This window comes from Pseudomonas sp. PVC-5-1, assembly GCF_057444345.1.
The window spans coordinates 257628-274133 of record NZ_CM172024.1; the positions used below are offsets into that span (position 1 = coordinate 257628).

The window sequence follows — 16506 nt, forward strand, 5'->3', positions numbered from 1 at the left end:
TATGCCTGCTGAAACTGCGTTGGCTTCTTCGTGGGTAAACCCGCTCCCACAGGGATAGCGCAAGTCTCAGGCCTTGTGCGGTCCCTGTGGGAGCGGGTTTACCCGCGAAAGTGCCAAAACAGTTTTTTGATAAAAATGGAATAAACAAATGAAAAAATATGATTTCTAGATATATGCGGGGGCTGTTAATGTCACCTCCAACAGAACACAAGGAAGCGCTGCAATGCTGGTCGTCTCAATCGGTGGTAGCCCAAGTACCCGTTCACGCTCCGGCGTGCTGCTGGAGCGTTCTCGCCAGTGGCTGCAGGACCGTGGCGTCGAGGTAGTGACGTTCCAGGTGCGCGACTTTCCCGCCGAAGACCTGCTGCACGCTCGTTTCGACAGCCCGCAGGTGCAGCACTTCCAGCAGCTGGTCGCCCAGGCCGATGGCCTGATCGTCGCCACGCCGGTGTACAAGGCCTCGTTCGCCGGAGCCCTGAAAACCTTGCTCGACCTGCTGCCCGAACGCGCCCTGGCACACAAGATCGTGTTGCCTATCGCCACCGGCGGCAGCATCGCCCACATGCTGGCGGTGGATTACGCACTGAAACCCGTGCTGTCGGCACTCAAGGCGCAAGAGACCCTGCAAGGGATCTTCGCCGACGACAGCCAGGTCGCCTACGCAGAAGGCTCCAGGCCCGCGCAGCTGGTGGCGGCGCTGGAAGAACGCCTGCAGGACGCGCTGGAAACCTTCCACGTTGCACTAGCCCGCCGGCCGCGCCCCGTGGCGCCCGGCATATTGAACGAACGCCTGATCAGCGCTCGCTGGAGCATCTGACCGGCCCAACCCGCTTCACCACCTTACTCGCCCGACAACGAGGCAAGCAGGTGCAACCCGAACCCACTCGCACAGGAGAGCGCCATGCGCACAGTCTTCTTGCGTCGCGGTCTGGTCGCCCTGTTTGCGGCGGCTGTGTCCTTCGGCGCCATCACCCAAGCCCAGGCCGAGAGCCTGCGTATCGGTTACCAGAAATACGGCACCCTGGTGCTGCTAAAGGCCAAGGGCACGCTGGAAAAGCGCCTGGCCGAGCAGGGCGTGCAGGTGCAATGGACCGAGTTCCCCGGCGGCCCGCAACTGCTTGAGGGGCTGAACGTCGGCTCCATCGATTTTGGCGTCACCGGTGAAACCCCGCCGGTGTTCGCCCAGGCCGCCGGTGCCGACCTGCTGTACGTGGCCTACGAGCCGCCAGCGCCGCACAGCGAGGCGATCCTGGTGCCTAAGGGCTCGCCGGTCCAGTCGGTCAAAGACCTCAAGGGCAAGAAAGTCGCTCTCAACAAAGGCTCCAACGTTCACTACCTGCTGGTTCGCGCCCTGGAAGACGCCGGCCTGAAATACAGCGACATCCAGCCGGTGTACCTGCCCCCGGCCGACGCCCGCGCCGCCTTCGAGCGCGGCAGCGTGGACGCCTGGGTGATCTGGGACCCGTACCAGGCTGCCGCCGAGAAACAGCTGCAGGCTCATACCCTGCGTGACGGCAAGGGCCTGGTCGACAACCATCAGTTCTACCTGGCCACCCGCAACTACGCGACCCAGCACCCGGCGGTGATCAACACCCTGATCGAAGAAGTGCGTGCCGTGGGTGAATGGTCCCAGGCCAACCCGCAGGAAGTGACCGACCAGGTCGCGCCGCTGCTCGGCCTGCCTGCCGACATCACCCTGACCTCGGTCAAGCGCCAAGGCTACGGTGCCGCGCCGCTCACCCCGGAAGTGGTGGCCGCGCAACAGAAGATCGCCGACACGTTCCAGGCACTGAAGCTGATTCCCAAGCCGCTGAGCATCAAGGACGTGATCTGGACACCCCCGGCCAAGGTCGCCAGTGCGCCTTGATTGATTCGCCTGCGCCGGGGCGCCGCCCTGGCTGAGCCCCCCTTGAGGAGACAACTCCAATGAGCCTTGACATCTTCTGGTTCCTTCCTACCCACGGTGACGGCAAGTACCTGGGCACCTCCGATGGCGCGCGCGCCGTCGACCATGGCTACCTGCAGCAGATCGCCCAGGCGGCCGACCGGCTCGGCTTTGGTGGCGTGCTGATACCTACCGGGCGCTCCTGCGAGGACTCCTGGTTGGTCGCGGCATCGCTGATCCCGGTGACCCAGCGGCTGAAGTTCCTGGTCGCCCTGCGCCCCGGGATCATTTCGCCGACCGTGGCGGCACGCCAGGCAGCAACTCTTGATCGCCTGTCCAATGGCCGCGCGCTGTTCAACCTGGTGACCGGTGGCGACCCGGACGAGTTGGCCGGTGACGGCCTGCACCTGAACCATCAGGAACGTTATGAAGCCTCTGTAGAGTTCACCCGTATCTGGCGCAAGGTGCTGGAAGGCGAGGTGGTCGACTACGACGGCAAGCACATCCAGGTGAAGGGCGCCAAGCTGCTCTACCCGCCGATCCAGCAACCACGCCCGCCACTGTATTTCGGTGGTTCCTCCGAAGCCGCACAGGACCTGGCCGCCGAGCAGGTCGAGCTGTACCTGACCTGGGGCGAGCCGCCGAGTGCGGTTGCTGAAAAAATCGCCCAGGTGCGTGAGAAAGCCGCTGCTCAGGGCCGCGAAGTGCGCTTCGGCATCCGCCTGCACGTGATCGTGCGGGAAACCAACGAAGAAGCCTGGGCCGCTGCCGACAAGCTCATCTCGCACCTGGACGACGACACCATCGCTCGTGCACAGGCCTCGCTGGCGCGCTTCGACTCGGTCGGCCAGCAACGCATGGCCGCCCTGCACAACGGCAACCGTGACAAGCTGGAGGTCAGCCCCAACCTGTGGGCCGGTGTCGGCCTGGTGCGTGGCGGTGCCGGTACCGCGCTGGTGGGGGATGGCCCGACCGTCGCGGCACGCGTCAAGGAATACGCCGAGCTGGGCATCGATACCTTCATCTTCTCCGGCTACCCGCACCTGGAAGAGTCGTACCGGGTGGCCGAGCTGCTGTTCCCGCACCTGGATGTGCAACGCCCGGAGCAAGCCAAGGCCGGCGGCTATGTGAGCCCGTTTGGCGAAATGGTGGCCAACGACATCCTGCCCAAGTCCGTTGCGCAGAGCTGAGGGCCAGGCCATGAGTCGTGCAACTTCCAACAACCTTGGCCAGCGCCTGGCGCCATGGGCGCTGCCGGTACTGCTGCTGGCTGCCTGGCAACTGGCGGTCAGCGCCGGCTGGCTGTCGACGCGCATCCTGCCCGCGCCCAGCGCCGTGGTCAGCGCCGGCGTCGAGCTGGTGCGCAGCGGCGAGATCTGGACCCACCTGGCCATCAGTGGCTGGCGTGCCGGGCTGGGCTTCGTCATCGGTGGCAGCATCGGCCTGGTGCTGGGCTTCATCACCGGCCTGTCGAACTGGGGCGAACGCCTGCTCGACAGCTCGGTGCAGATGATCCGCAACGTGCCGCACCTGGCGCTGATCCCGCTGGTGATCCTGTGGTTCGGTATCGACGAGTCGGCAAAGATCTTCCTGGTGGCGCTGGGCACGCTGTTCCCGATCTACCTGAACACCTATCACGGCATCCGCAACGTCGACCCGGCGCTGGTGGAAATGGCGCGCAGCTATGGCTTGTCCGGCTTCAGCCTGTTCCGCCAGGTGATCCTGCCCGGGGCATTGCCTTCGATCCTGGTAGGCGTGCGCTTTGCCCTGGGCTTCATGTGGCTGACCCTGATCGTTGCCGAAACCATTTCGGCCAATGCCGGCATCGGTTACCTGGCGATGAACGCCCGTGAGTTCCTGCAGACCGACGTGGTAGTGCTGGCCATCGTCCTGTATGCCGTGCTCGGCAAGCTTGCCGACCTCGCAGCCCGGGGCCTGGAGCGTGTGTGGCTGCGCTGGCACCCGGCCTATCAAGTGGCGAAGAAGGAGGGCGCATGACCGTACTCAAGGAACAGCCGCCACGCCTGCTGCGTGGCATCCCGCTGGCTTCCAGCGGCCTGCGCAAGACCTTTGGCCAGCGCGAAGTGCTGAAGGGGATCGAGCTGCATATTCCTGCCGGCCAGTTCGTCGCGATCGTCGGCCGTAGTGGCTGCGGCAAGAGCACCTTGCTGCGCCTGCTGGCCGGTCTCGACCAGCCCACTGCAGGCCAGTTGCTGGCCGGTGCCGCGCCGCTGGAACAGGCCCGCGAAGAAACCCGCCTGATGTTCCAGGACGCGCGCCTGCTGCCATGGAAGAAGGTGATCGACAACGTTGGCCTGGGCCTGTCTGGCGACTGGCGCCCGCGTGCGCTGGAAGCGTTGGAGTCGGTTGGCCTGGCCGATCGCGCCAATGAATGGCCGGCGGCTCTGTCGGGTGGCCAGAAGCAGCGTGTGGCCCTGGCCCGGGCGCTGATTCACCAGCCGCGCCTGCTGCTGCTGGACGAGCCGCTCGGTGCGCTGGATGCATTGACCCGTATCGAGATGCAGCAACTGATCGAACGCCTGTGGCGTCAGCACGGCTTCACCGTGTTGCTGGTTACCCACGATATCAGCGAGGCAGTCGCCGTGGCTGACCGGGTGATCCTGATCGAGGACGGCGAAGTCGGGCTCGACCTCACTGTCGACCTGGCACGGCCTCGGGCGCGTGGTTCGCACCGCCTGGCCGCGCTGGAGAGCGAAGTGCTCAACCGTGTTCTGTCGGCCCCGGGCGCTGCGCCCGAGCCGGATCCTGTAGCCCCTTTGCCCACGCAACTGCGTTGGGCGCACTGACTGACTCACTTACCAGACTGAAGCCATAGAGAAGGAATCAAATCATGACCATCAAAGCCATCAACGTTCGCAACCAGTTCAAAGGCACCGTGAAGGAAATCCTGGAAGGCCCGGTACTGTCGGAAATCGACGTGCAGACTGCCTCGGGCATCGTCACTTCGGTCATCACCACCCGCTCTGTGCGTGAGCTGGAGCTGCAGGTGGGCAGTGAAGTGATTGCCTTTGTGAAGTCGACTGAAGTGTCCATCGCCAAGCTGTGATGGGTGTTGGCCATGGGGCTGCTTTGCAGCCCAATCGCCGGCAAGCCAGCTCCCACAGGTGCCCACAAGCTTCAGGCCTTGTGCTGTACCTGTGGGAGCTGGCTTGCCGGCGATGAGGCCATCAAATTTAACGCTTGGCCAGAAATGGGGGCAGATACAACCCCAGATACGCCTCGAACACTCGCTTGCCTTCCTCGGCCATGCGCGGGGTGATCGATTCATGCAACTGCACTGATCGCGCATACACCCGGTCACTCAATTCCATGGCCAGGGCAAACACGTCCACATCCACCGGCATCACGGGCAGATGAAAATGCTGGTCGAACAACTTGTGCATCAAGTCGCCCAGTTCCATGTCGTGCTGCCGGTCGGCCTGCACCACTTCGCTCAGGCCATGCTGGGCCAGGATCAGCTGCCGCGCCGCCGCGTCCTCGTTGTAGATATTCAGCATCCGCTGCTCGATCAGCCGTGACAGCTCGTGCCAGGTGTTGAACGCACTGCTGTCGATCGGCGCGCTCAGCGCTTCCCGAAAGGCCCGGTGCACATCGGCCGTCAACGCCTCCAGCAGCGCCGGCACGCTGGCGAAGAAGTGGTACACCGACGACGGCGGTATCTGTGCGCGCTCGGCCACGCTGTAGATCGACAGGCTCGCCACCCCCAGCTCGGCCAGCAACTCGCGTGCAGCAGCCAGGATCGCCTCGATCCTGGCCTGGCTGCTGGCGCGCGGCTTGCGCGGGGTGGCAGTGCGGGTCATCAGTTGCTGATCGCCAGGATGCTGGCCTGGTAGGCGCCGACGAACAGGTCGAAGTCGCCGACTTCCTGCTGTTCCAGGCGCGACTGCTCGGCCAGCGAGTCGCGGGCGAGGGTTTCGAAGGCCTGCTGGCGTTCGACCGGCAGTGGCTGCTCGCGGAAGGTTTCGGCGTGAATACGACTCTGGCGCAGGGCGAACTTGACGAAGCTTTCGTTATGCTCGGTCATGCGCGCCAGCACTTGGGCCGACGGGGTCAGCGAGGCGTCGTCGACCTTGGCCTGCTGGGCATCCAGGGCATTGCCGTGCTCTGCACCGCCTTGCGCCTGGTCGAGCAGATCGGCCAGTGGCCGGATACGCTCGATCAGCTCGCTGGCCCAGGTCTTCAGGCCGATCGGCTGGCCATTGCGGCGCAGTTCCAGGCCCGGGCGCCGGCCTTCCTTGACCACGGTCAGGAAGTTGTTGGTGCACTGGCCGCATTCGCCGTTGTCCAGTTGCGGGCTGTCTTCCAGCGCGCAGAACAGCAGGAACGCGTCGAGGAAGCGCGCCTCGGTCAGGTCGATGCCCACCGGCAGGAACGGGTTGATGTCCAGGCAACGCACTTCCACGTACTGCACGCCGCGCGAGGTCAGGGCCTGGATCGGCCGCTCGCCGGTGTAGGTGACGCGCTTGGGGCGAATGTTCGAGTAGTACTCGTTCTCGATCTGCAGGATGTTGGTGTTCAGCTGTACCCACTCGCCATCCACGTGCGTGCCGACTTCGACGTAAGGCGGGTAGGGCGTGCCCACCGCCTTGCGCAGGCTGTCGGTGTAGCTGGCCAGGTTGTTGTAGCACGGCGTGAGGCCGGCCTGGGCGTTACTCTGGTAGCCCAGGTCGCTCATGCGCAGGCTGGTGGCGTAGGGCAGGTACAAGGTTTCGGCATCCAGCTCTTCGAGCTGGTGCGGGCGACCACGCAGGAAGCCTTTGTCCAGGGCCGGGGAGGCGCCGAACAGGTACATCAGCAGCCAGCTGTAGCGGCGGAAATTGCGGATCAGCGCGATATAGGCCGACGACTGGTAGTCGCGGTCGCTCTCGTTGCCGCCTTCTGCGGCGCGCAGCAACGGCCACAGTGCTTCGGGCAGCGAGAAGTTGTAATGGATACCGGCGATGCACTGCATGGTGCGGCCGTAGCGCAGGGCCAGGCCCTTGCGGTAGACGTGCTTGAGCTTGCCGATGTTCGAGCTGCCGTACTCGGCGATCGGGATGTCCTCCTCGGCCGGCAGCGTACAGGGCATCGACGGGCTCCACAGGTATTCGTCGCCCAGCTTGCTGTAGACGAAACGGTGGGTCTCTTCGAGGCTTTCCAGCACCTTGGCCGGGTCGGGAAGGGCCGGGGTGATGAACTCCAGCAGCGACTCGGAATAATCGGTGGTGATCTGCTCGTTGGTCAGCGCCGATCCCAGGGCTTGCGGATGCGGGGTCTGGGCCAGGCGACCTTCGTCGGTCACGCGCAGACATTCGCGCTCAATACCGTGCAGGCACTGCTTGAGCAGGGGAAGATTGGCGCCGAGCAGGCTCAGGCGGCGGTTGAGGAGGTCGCTCAAGATGTATTCCTTCACGCGTCAGTCGCCCCAATATGGGGGTAGAGATAACGGTCTACAAGGGTAGGAAGAAAGGAACTGGCGTTGTCGCCTGGTTAACGCGGATCCAGCAGTGCCAGCGCACTGCTGAAAATACCGCAGATAATGCTTGGTGAGCTAGAGAACCGCGAAGGTTCCTTGCGCTTTCGCCACCAGCTTGTCGCCCTGAACTACGTCGGCGTCGACCACCAGGGTGCGCCGCCCGGCGTGAAGCACATGGGCGGTGCACAGCACCTCGCCATCACTGACGGCGCGCATGTAGTTGATCTTGCATTCGATGGTGACACTTTGCTGGTCAAAACCATGGCTGGCCGAGCAGGCCAGGCCCATGGCGATATCCACCAGGCTGAAGATCGCCCCTCCATGCAACTTCTGGCCACGGTTGCGCAGGTGCGGCTCGAGCGCCAGGGCTACCTCGGCAACACCTGTTTCCAGGCGTTGCAGGCGGCAGCCGAGGAGCTGGCTGAAGGCGCTTTCGACGTATTCGCGTGGAACGTCCATCACTTCTTCTTCAGCTGCTTGGCGTTGGCGAACAGGGCTGCCATGGCGTTGTTGGCCGGTGCTGCGGTGGCGGTTTCGCGCTGGCGCGGCGCCTGCTGCTGGCGGTTGCCGCCATTGCCACGGTTACCGCCGCGGTTGCCATCGACCTTCTCGCCCGGGGTGTCGCTCATGCGCATGGACAGGCCGACACGCTTGCGCGGGATGTCCACTTCCATGACCTTGACCTTGACCACGTCGCCGGCCTTGACCGCTTCACGCGGGTCCTTGATGAACTTCTCGGACAGCGCCGAAATGTGCACCAGGCCGTCCTGGTGCACGCCGATGTCGACGAAGGCACCGAAGTTGGTGACGTTGGTCACCACGCCTTCGAGGATCATGCCCGGTTCCAGGTCCTTGAGGTCTTCGACGCCGTCCTGGAAAGTGGCGGTCTTGAACTCGGGGCGTGGGTCGCGGCCAGGCTTGTCCAGTTCCTGCAGGATGTCGGTGACGGTCGGCAGGCCGAAGGTTTCATCGGTAAATTTCTTCGGGTCCAGGCGCTTGAGGAAGCTGCTGTCACCGATCAGCGAGCGGATGTCACGGCCGGTATCGGCGGCAATCCGTTGCACCAGCGGGTAGGCCTCGGGGTGCACCGCGGAGGCATCCAGCGGGTTGTCGCCGTTCATCACACGCAGGAAGCCGGCGGCTTGTTCGAAGGTTTTCTCACCCAGGCGGCTGACCTTTTTCAGTGCCGCGCGAGTGGCGAATGGGCCGTTGGCATCGCGATGGGCGACGATGTTCTGCGCCAGGGTAGCGTTAAGGCCGGAGATGCGCGTCAGCAGGGCCACCGAGGCGGTGTTGACGTCCACGCCCACGGCGTTCACGCAGTCCTCGACCACGGCGTCCAGGCCGCGCGCCAGTTTCAGTTGAGACACGTCATGCTGGTACTGGCCGACACCGATGGATTTCGGGTCGATCTTCACCAGCTCGGCCAGCGGGTCCTGCAGGCGGCGGGCAATCGACACGGCGCCACGGATCGACACGTCCAGGTCCGGGAATTCGCGGGCGGCCAGTTCCGATGCGGAGTACACCGAAGCGCCGGCCTCGGAAACCATGATCTTGGTGATCTTCAGCGCTGGGTACTTCTTGACCAGCTCCGCCACCAGCTTGTCGCTTTCGCGGCTGGCGGTGCCGTTACCGATGGCGATCAGCTCCACCGAGTGCTTGGCGCACAGCGCAGCCATGATCGAAATGGTGCGGTCCCAGTCGTTCTTCGGCGCGTGCGGGTAGACCGTGGTGTGGTCCAGCAACTTGCCTGTGGCATCGACCACGGCGATCTTGCAGCCGGTACGCAGGCCCGGGTCGAAGCCCAGGGTGGCGCGCGGGCCGGCCGGGGCGGCCAGCAGCAGGTCGTGCAGGTTGTGGGCGAACACATTGATCGCCTCGCCTTCGGCGTTGTCGCGCAGCTCGCCGAACAGGTCGGTTTCCAGGTGGGTGTAGAGCTTGACCTTCCAGGTCCAGCGCACCACTTCGCCCAGCCACTTGTCGGCCGGGCGGTTGCGGTTCTCGATGCCGACGTGGTTGCCGATCATCAGTTCGCACGGGTGCAGGGTGCCGGGCAGTTCTTCGCCGACTTTCAGCGAGGCGCTCAGCACGCCTTCGTTACGCCCGCGGAAAATTGCCAGGGCGCGGTGCGACGGCGCGTTGCGCAGCAGTTCGTCATGGGCGAAGTAGTCACGGAACTTGGCGCCTTCCTCTTCCTTGCCAGGCACGACGCGGGCGCTGAGCACCGACTCCTGCTTGAGGAAGCTGCGCAGCTTGTCGAGCAGGGCGGCGTCTTCGGCGAAGCGCTCCATGAGGATGTACTTGGCGCCTTCCAGCGCGGCCTTGACGTCGGCCACGCCCTTGTCGGCGTTGACGAAGCGTGCGGCTTCGCTTTCCGGGGCAAGGTCTGGGTTGTTGAACAGGCCGTCGGCCAGCTCGCCGAGGCCGGCTTCCAGGGCGATCTGGCCCTTGGTGCGGCGCTTCTGCTTGTACGGCAGGTACAGGTCTTCGAGGCGGGTCTTGGTATCGGCCAGCTTGATCTCGCGAGCCAGTTCCGGGGTCAGCTTGCCCTGCTCCTCGATGCTGGCCAGGATGCTGGCACGGCGCTCGTCGAGTTCGCGCAGGTAGCGCAGGCGCTCTTCCAGATGGCGCAGCTGGGTGTCGTCCAGGCTACCGGTCACTTCCTTGCGGTAGCGGGCGATGAAGGGCACGGTCGAGCCTTCGTCCAACAGGCCCACGGCCGCCTCGACCTGCTGGGGGCGTACGCCCAGTTCCTCGGCGATACGGCTGTTGATGCTGTCCATGTAAACCACCTGACATTTGTGAATACGGGGGTCGCCTGTGGGCCTGTCGCCCGGCGGCGCTGGATGAAAGCCGCGCATTATACCCATCGCAAACGGCTTGCGGTGATGGCGCCCGGCCAGCCGGAACTGGCGCCGGGGGAAAAATCTGCTAACAATGCTCACGCAACGTGCAGCAATGGCTACGCCATAATGCGCGGCGATATCAGAGGAGTTATTCATGACCGGCACGCCAAACACCGCTGAAGGTGACAAGATTCTCATCGTCGACGACGACCCGGGGCTGAGCAGCCTGCTGGAACGTTTCTTCACCAGCAAGGGCTACCGTGCCCGTGCGGTGCCCAACACCGAGCAGATGGACCGCCTGCTGCAGCGTGAGGTGTTCAACCTGGTGGTGCTCGACCTGATGCTGCCCGGCGAGGATGGCCTGTCGGCGTGCAAGCGCCTGCGCCAGCAGAACAACCAGATCCCGATCATCATGCTCACCGCCAAGGGTGACGAGCTCAGCCGTATCAAGGGCTTGGAGCTGGGCGCAGACGACTACCTGGGCAAGCCGTTCAACCCGGACGAGCTGATGGCCCGGGTCAAGGCCGTGCTGCGCCGCCAGGCACCGAGCGTGCCGGGTGCGCCGGGTAGCGAAGACGAGTCGGTCACCTTCGGCGACTACGAGCTGTCGCTGGCCACCCGCGAACTCAAGCGTGGCGACGAAGTGCACATGCTCACTACCGGCGAATTCGCCGTGCTCAAGGCGCTGGTGATGCACGCGCGCGAGCCGCTGACCCGCGACAAGCTGATGAACCTGGCGCGTGGCCGTGAATGGGATGCGCTGGAACGCTCCATCGACGTGCAGATCTCGCGTCTGCGCCGCATGATCGAGCCGGACCCGTCCAAGCCGCGTTATATCCAGACCGTGTGGGGCGTGGGCTACGTGTTCGTGCCGGACGGAAACGCCGGTAAATGATGCCGCGCCGTCGATGAAAACACCGCTCTGGTTTCCGCAAAGTTTCTTCGCCCGCACCCTGTGGCTGGTGTTGATCGTCGTCCTGTTCTCCAAGGCCTTGACCCTGGTCTACCTGCTGATGAACGAGGACGTGCTGGTCGACCGTCAGTACAGCCACGGTGTTGCGCTGACCCTGCGCGCCTATTGGGCGGCCGACGAAGAAAACCGCGACAAGATCGCCGAAGCGGCAGGCCTTATCCGGGTCACCGGCTCGGGCGTGCCCGAGGGTGAGCAGCACTGGCCCTACAGCGAAATCTACCAACGGCAGATGCAGGCCGAGTTGGGTGAAGACACCGAGGTACGGCTGCGCATTCATGCGCCGCCGGCGTTGTGGGTCAATGCGCCAAGCCTGGGGCCGGGCTGGTTGAAGGTACCGCTGTACCCGCACCCGCTGCGTGGGCAGAAGATCTGGAACGTGCTGGGTTGGTTCCTGGCCATCGGCCTGTTGTCCACAGCTTCGGCCTGGATCTTCGTGCGCCAGCTGAACCAGCCGCTCAAGCGCCTGGTGTTCGCCGCCCGGCAGCTGGGCCAGGGGCGCAGCGTGCGCCTGCCGATCAGCGATACGCCCAGCGAGATGACCGAGGTGTACAAGGCCTTCAACCAGATGGCCGAGGATGTCGAGCAGGCCGGGCGCGAGCGCGAGCTGATGCTGGCCGGGGTTTCCCACGACCTGCGCACACCGCTGACGCGCCTGCGCCTGTCGTTGTCGTTGCTGGACAGCGACAGCGAACTGAGTGACGACATGGTCCGCGATATCGAGGACATGGACGCGATCCTCGACCAGTTCCTGGCCTTTATCCGCGATGGGCGTGACGAGCCGGTTGAGGAGGTCGACCTGGCCGACCTGGTGCGCGAAGTGGTGGCGCCGTACAACCAGCCGGAAGAACGGGTGCGGTTGTGCCTGGAGCCGATCCCACCGTTCCCGCTGCGCCGGGTTTCGCTCAAGCGCATGCTGGGCAACCTGATCGGCAACGCCCTGCACCACGCCGGCAAAGGGGTCGAGGTGGCCGCCTATGTGTCGGGCGACGAGAGTGCGCCGTATGTGGTGCTGAGCGTGCTGGACCGCGGGACGGGGATCGACGAGTCGGAGCTGGAGACCATCTTCAACCCGTTCATTCGTGGTGACCGGGCCCGGGGGGGCAAGGGCACCGGGCTGGGGCTGGCGATCGTCAAGCGGATCGCGGCGCAGCATGGTGGGAATGTGGAGTTGCGCAATCGCTCTGGTGGCGGGATCGAGGCGCGGGTACGGTTGCCTTTGGGGCTGTTGCTGCCGCGTAATGCCGTGTGATTGACGGGGCCGCTTTGCGGCCCTTTCGCGACACAAGGCCGCTCCTGCAGAGGATCGCGTAATCCTGTAGGAGCGGCCTTGTGTCGCGATGGGCTGCGCAGCAGCCCCAAAATCTCAGCCCTTACCCTTGGTCCGAGTCTGATTAGGGCCGCCATTCTTCTCCAGATGCTCGATGATCATGGCGGCCACGTTCTTGCCGGTGGTCACTTCGATGCCTTCCAGCCCCGGCGATGAGTTCACCTCCATCACCAGCGGCCCGTGGTTGGAGCGCAGGATATCCACACCCGCCACACTCAAGCCCATTACCTTGGCCGCGCGAATGGCGGTCATACGTTCTTCCGGGGTGATCTTGATCAGGCTGGCCACCCCACCGCGGTGCAGGTTGGAGCGGAATTCGCCCGGCTTGGCCTGGCGCTTCATCGACGCAATGACCTTGTCGCCGACCACGAAGCAGCGGATATCCGCGCCACCCGCTTCCTTGATGTATTCCTGCACCATGATGTTCTGCTTCAACCCCATGAACGCCTCGATCACCGATTCGGCGGCCTTGGTGGTTTCGCACAGCACCACGCCGATGCCCTGTGTACCTTCCAGTACCTTGATCACCAGCGGGGCGCCGTTGACCATCTGGATCAGGTCGGGGATGTCGTCCGGCGAGTGGGCGAAACCGGTAATCGGCAGGCCGATGCCGCGCCGCGACAGCAATTGCAGTGAACGCAGCTTGTCGCGGGAGCGGGCTATCGCTACCGACTCGTTGAGCGGATACACACCCATCATCTCGAACTGGCGCAGCACTGCGCAGCCATAGAAGGTCACCGATGCACCGATGCGTGGGATCACCGCGTCGAAGCCTTCCAGCGGCTTGCCGCGGTAGTGGATCTGCGGTTTGTGGCTGGCAATGTTCATGTAGGCCCGCAGGGTGTCGATCACCACCATTTCGTGGCCCCGTTGGGTACCGGCTTCGACCAGGCGGCGGGTGGAATACAGACGCGGATTGCGCGACAGCACAGCGATCTTCATGCAGCACCTGTGGCAGTAGAAAGGGTGGCCGGGAAGGCCGGTTTGTCTTGTACGTATTTGAGGCCAGGGTTGACCACCAGCTGACCATGGATCAGGGCCTTGGAACCCAGCAACAGGCGATAACGCATGTTCTTGCGGCAGGCCAGGGTGAACTCCACTTCCCACACACCATCGCCCAGGGCCAGTGACGTGCGGATGACATAGCGGGTCTGGGCCTGGCCGTTGGAGCTCTTGATGGTTTTCATGGTCACCAGCGGTGCCTCGCAGCGGCGGTGGCGCAACTGCACCACCGAGCCAAGATGTGCGGTAAAGCGGACCCAGGGCTGGCCGTCGCGCTCGAACGGTTCCACTTCGGTGGCGTGCAGGCTGGAGGTGCTGGCACCAGTGTCGATCTTGGCGCGCAGCCCGGCCACGCCGAGGTCGGGCAGGGCGACCCACTCGCGCAGGCCGATCACAGTCAAATGGTCAAATGTCTTCACGAAACGCACCCTGCGGATGAGGTGGTGAACTGTAAGCACGGCGGGGATTTTTTGCATCCGATCGTTACGGTAGTACAGTTCGATGAAACACAGCGTTCGAGGTAACGGGATGGCACAAAAAGCCGAAGACGACGACAAGGTCCGCCTGGACAAATGGCTGTGGGCGGCACGCTTCTACAAGACTCGCGCGCTGGCCAAGGCGGCGATCGAGAGCGGCAAGGTGCATTGCCGGGGTGAGCGCTGCAAGCCGGGCAAGGAGCCGCGGGTGGGTGACGAGTTCGTGCTGCGCACCGGGTTCGACGAGCGCACCGTGGTGGTGAAGGCTCTGTCGGTGGTGCGGCGTGGGGCGCCAGAGGCGCAGACGTTGTACGAAGAGACCGAGGACAGCGTGCGCCGGCGTGAACAGGCGGCGGAACTGCGCAAGGCCGGGGCGATGGGCGTGACCACCGATGGGCGGCCGACCAAGAAGCAGCGGCGGCAGATTCACCAGTTGCATGGGAGCTTCGAATAGCCGGGGCCGTTTTGCGGCCCATCGCCGGCAAGCCAGCTCCCACAGGTACTGCGCAAGCCCTGAAACTTGTGCAATCCCTGTGGGAGCTGGCTTGCCGGCGATGAGGCCACGGCAGCCAGCACAAGGCCTGAGGCCTGCGCCCCCCTGTAGGAGCGGCCTTGTGCCGCGATGGGCTACGCAGTAGCCCCAAGGATCTAGCGGGTCACCGCCAAGCGCCCGACCAACGGTAACTTGGCCGCGATCGCGAACACCGGCGCCGTCCAGCGCATCAGCACCGCACTTCCCTTGGCCGCCAGCGGCGTGTAGCAGCTCCAGCCCAACGCCAGCACCGCCATCAGCAGCCCGCCGATGTAGTCATCCTGCCCCCAGTGGGCACCGGCCACCAGGCGCGGCAACATGAACAAAACCGCCAACCCCCAGACCACCAGGTACTGCACCAGGCGGCGGCTGAACACGCTCATGAACAGCGCCCAGACCAGCAGAACCGAGGCATGATCGCCCGGGAAACTCTTGCTGGAACGGTCCTTGAGCTCCCAGACCGCCTCCAGGTTCGGATAGTAGTCGCTGAGGTGCACCACCTCGTCGAACATCATCGAAGGGCTCTTGTGCTGCCAGCCGGCTGCATCAACCCACTTGGAAAACAGCGCGCGAATCACCACTAAGAGGATTAGCGTGACCAGGAAGCCGAAAAAGGCCTGGCGCACCTGGGTTGCCTTGAACACCCAGTCGCCACGGATAAGCACTGCCAGAAGGATCAGGCCGACGACGATGTCGAATGGGCGCAGGCTACCGACGGTCCAGATGTAGCGCCAGGTGGTGTTGTCGGCCAGCGGCGCATTCAGGCTGTGGAACAGCCACTCGTCGAAAGTCAGGCACAAGATCTGGCCAATGGGCCATAACCAGAAACACAGTAGAGCGATAGGAAGCAGCGTACAGGCTGCCAATGGCCCCCAGGACCACCTTGCTTGGAACAGTGGTCGATTGTCCATAAAATACCTCTATTGCAAACAGGAATCGGAGCGCCTTGTGAGCGCTCTGTCACGGGGTTCTCGCATGTTTTCCGACAACCCTTGTAACCATTTTGTCATCATTTTTCAGATAGCCAAAACCTATGAGCGACTTGCCTGATACCGATTTCACCCAACGTTTCATCTTCGACGAGCGCGATGTGCGCGGCGAGTGGGTGTCTCTCGATGACAGCTACGCCGCGGTGCTGGCGCGTCATGAGTACCCGCAGCCGGTGCAGGCACTGCTGGGCGAGCTAATGGCCGCCACCGCCTTGCTGGTGGGGGCGCTGAAGTTCGACGGCCTGCTGATTCTGCAGGCGCGTTCCGCAGGGCCGATCCCGCTGTTGATGGTCGAATGTTCGGGTGACCGGGACATCCGTGGCATGGCCCGCTACGAAGCGGACCAGATCCCGGCGAATGCGACCCTGTCGCAGCTGATGCCTGACGGCCACCTGACCCTGACCATTGATCCGGTCAAGGGCCAGCGCTACCAGGGCACTGTCGACCTCGACGGCGCCACCCTGTCGGAGTGCTTCACCAACTACTTCGTCCAGTCGCAACAGCTCAACACGCGCTTCTGGCTCAACGCCGAAGGCGGCAAGGCCCGTGGCCTGCTGCTGCAGCAACTGCCGCGCGATCGCCAGCCGGACGATGAAGAGCGTGAAGAAAGCTGGCAGCATGTTGTGGCATTGGCCACCACGCTCAAGGCCGATGAGTGGGCGCTGGACAACGAAACCCTGTTGCACCGCCTGTACCACGAAGATGCTGTGCGCTTGTTCGATATCCAGCCGCTGCGCTTCAACTGCAGCTGCTCTCGCGAACGTTCCGGCAATGCGCTGGTCAGTTTGGGCGAGCACGATGCCAAGGCGCTGGTGGAGGAATGCGGCGGGCAGGTTGAGATCGATTGCCAGTTCTGCAACGAGCGCTATTTCTTCGACGCCAGCGATGTGGCGCAACTGTTTGCTGGTGGCGGCACTGACGTAGCCTCAGAAACTCGTCACTGAAACGTTTAACTACAGGATAATCTCCTGTCGAATTGCGCAAAAGCGCAGTTCTGACA

17 protein-coding genes are annotated in these 16506 nt (G+C 63.9%); 10 read left to right on the plus strand and 7 right to left on the minus strand.

The window, feature by feature from the left end:
• The first annotated feature begins 223 nt into the window (after positions 1-223).
• The 6 genes from ssuE (at position 224) to AC2T3R_RS01125 (ending at position 4952) form a co-directional block, all read left to right on the plus strand.
• Positions 224-817, plus strand: a complete 594-nt coding sequence (gene ssuE, locus AC2T3R_RS01100) for an NADPH-dependent FMN reductase (protein WP_054573384.1) — start codon at positions 224-226, stop codon at positions 815-817.
• An 84-nt stretch (positions 818-901) separates the two neighbouring features.
• Positions 902-1867, plus strand: a complete 966-nt coding sequence (locus tag AC2T3R_RS01105; RefSeq protein WP_410952686.1) for a sulfonate ABC transporter substrate-binding protein — start codon at positions 902-904, stop codon at positions 1865-1867.
• Between the two features lie 59 nt (positions 1868-1926).
• Complete coding sequence (ssuD, locus tag AC2T3R_RS01110; protein ID WP_013970448.1) at positions 1927-3075, plus strand: FMNH2-dependent alkanesulfonate monooxygenase; 1149 nt, start codon at positions 1927-1929, stop codon at positions 3073-3075.
• A 10-nt stretch (positions 3076-3085) separates the two neighbouring features.
• Entirely contained in the window at positions 3086-3883 is a 798-nt protein-coding gene (ssuC, locus tag AC2T3R_RS01115; protein ID WP_039614250.1) for an aliphatic sulfonate ABC transporter permease SsuC, read from the plus strand.
• Positions 3880-4692, plus strand: coding sequence for an aliphatic sulfonates ABC transporter ATP-binding protein (gene ssuB, locus AC2T3R_RS01120; RefSeq protein ID WP_486744519.1), 813 nt, complete (start codon positions 3880-3882; stop codon positions 4690-4692). Before ssuC ends, ssuB begins: the two co-directional genes overlap by 4 nt.
• 44 nt (positions 4693-4736) lie before the next feature.
• Complete coding sequence (locus tag AC2T3R_RS01125) at positions 4737-4952, plus strand: TOBE domain-containing protein (RefSeq protein ID WP_003255829.1); 216 nt, start codon at positions 4737-4739, stop codon at positions 4950-4952.
• Between the two features lie 127 nt (positions 4953-5079).
• Here the strand turns inward: AC2T3R_RS01125 and AC2T3R_RS01130 are convergent, their stop codons facing one another.
• The 4 genes from AC2T3R_RS01130 to AC2T3R_RS01145 form a co-directional block, all read right to left on the minus strand.
• Positions 5080-5706 (minus strand): TetR/AcrR family transcriptional regulator, encoded by a 627-nt coding sequence (locus tag AC2T3R_RS01130; RefSeq protein ID WP_486744520.1) that lies wholly within the window; start codon positions 5704-5706, stop codon positions 5080-5082.
• Positions 5706-7283: a glutamate--cysteine ligase gene (gene gshA, locus AC2T3R_RS01135; protein WP_486744521.1), complete on the minus strand. Its 1578-nt coding sequence runs from the start codon at positions 7281-7283 to the stop codon at positions 5706-5708. The genes AC2T3R_RS01130 and gshA overlap by 1 nt, the downstream gene beginning before the upstream one ends.
• Positions 7284-7436: 153 nt before the next feature.
• Positions 7437-7820 carry a PaaI family thioesterase gene (locus tag AC2T3R_RS01140; protein WP_060501265.1) on the minus strand — a complete coding sequence of 128 codons (384 nt, stop codon included), beginning with the start codon at positions 7818-7820 and terminating at the stop codon, positions 7437-7439.
• Positions 7820-10144 (minus strand): Tex family protein, encoded by a 2325-nt coding sequence (locus AC2T3R_RS01145; protein WP_015268601.1) that lies wholly within the window; start codon positions 10142-10144, stop codon positions 7820-7822. The genes AC2T3R_RS01140 and AC2T3R_RS01145 overlap by 1 nt, the downstream gene beginning before the upstream one ends.
• A 217-nt stretch (positions 10145-10361) precedes the next feature.
• Here AC2T3R_RS01145 and ompR point away from each other — a divergent pair, with 217 nt between their 5' ends.
• Positions 10362-11102, plus strand: coding sequence for an osmolarity response regulator transcription factor OmpR (gene ompR, locus AC2T3R_RS01150; RefSeq protein ID WP_012270052.1), 741 nt, complete (start codon positions 10362-10364; stop codon positions 11100-11102).
• 13 nt (positions 11103-11115) lie between these two features.
• Positions 11116-12429 carry an ATP-binding protein gene (locus AC2T3R_RS01155; RefSeq protein ID WP_013970454.1) on the plus strand — a complete coding sequence of 438 codons (1314 nt, stop codon included), beginning with the start codon at positions 11116-11118 and terminating at the stop codon, positions 12427-12429.
• Between the two features lie 114 nt (positions 12430-12543).
• On the opposite strand, the gene rimK is transcribed toward AC2T3R_RS01155, so the two are convergent.
• Both rimK and rimB read right to left on the minus strand, forming a co-directional pair.
• Positions 12544-13449, minus strand: a complete 906-nt coding sequence (rimK, locus tag AC2T3R_RS01160; protein ID WP_013970455.1) for a 30S ribosomal protein S6--L-glutamate ligase — start codon at positions 13447-13449, stop codon at positions 12544-12546.
• A complete protein-coding gene (gene rimB / locus AC2T3R_RS01165) occupies positions 13446-13928 on the minus strand; it encodes a retropepsin-like aspartic endopeptidase RimB (protein WP_003257436.1) in 483 nt (160 codons plus the stop codon). The genes rimK and rimB overlap by 4 nt, the downstream gene beginning before the upstream one ends.
• 109 nt (positions 13929-14037) lie before the next feature.
• On the opposite strand from rimB, the gene AC2T3R_RS01170 reads away from it, so the two are divergent.
• The gene (locus tag AC2T3R_RS01170) at positions 14038-14439 is read left to right on the plus strand and encodes an RNA-binding S4 domain-containing protein (RefSeq protein ID WP_013970457.1); all 402 of its coding nucleotides are present in this window, start codon (positions 14038-14040) and stop codon (positions 14437-14439) included.
• 194 nt (positions 14440-14633) lie between these two features.
• Here the strand turns inward: AC2T3R_RS01170 and AC2T3R_RS01175 are convergent, their stop codons facing one another.
• Positions 14634-15428, minus strand: coding sequence for a phosphatase PAP2 family protein (locus AC2T3R_RS01175; protein WP_410952689.1), 795 nt, complete (start codon positions 15426-15428; stop codon positions 14634-14636).
• A 122-nt stretch (positions 15429-15550) separates the two neighbouring features.
• Here AC2T3R_RS01175 and hslO point away from each other — a divergent pair, with 122 nt between their 5' ends.
• Positions 15551-16450, plus strand: a complete 900-nt coding sequence (gene hslO, locus AC2T3R_RS01180; RefSeq protein WP_013970459.1) for an Hsp33 family molecular chaperone HslO — start codon at positions 15551-15553, stop codon at positions 16448-16450.
• Positions 16451-16506: the final 56 nt, after the last annotated feature.